This is a genomic window from Halorubrum sp. SS7, from assembly GCF_005435055.1.
Classification (GTDB): domain Archaea; phylum Halobacteriota; class Halobacteria; order Halobacteriales; family Haloferacaceae; genus Halorubrum; species Halorubrum salinarum.
Window position 1 is genome coordinate 1 of the sequence record NZ_SGXV01000575.1, and the last position, 248, is coordinate 248.

Annotated in this window: 1 protein-coding gene; it reads right to left on the reverse strand. The window is 58.1% G+C overall.

The window, feature by feature from the left end:
* On the reverse strand, positions 1 to 248 hold a 248-nt coding region (locus EXE44_RS19200; protein WP_199241307.1), incomplete at both ends, for a ribonucleotide-diphosphate reductase subunit beta.

Below are 248 nucleotides of genomic sequence, written 5' to 3' on the forward strand. Positions count from 1 at the left end.
TCGTCATGATGAGAAACTGGCTGAACAGCGACACGTGCTGGACGAACGTGCTGAACAGCAGGATGCTCATCACGTACTCCCGCTCGTCGTCGCTCTCGCTCTTCTCCAGATACTCGTCGAGGTACTCGATCCGCTCTTTGATCGCCGGCTCCTCGGTCACCTGCTCGAAGTCGTCCGTGATCCCTAAGACGTCCAGTAGGTGACTGTACGCGTCCATGTGCCGCACCTCGCTTTCCGCGAAGGTCATG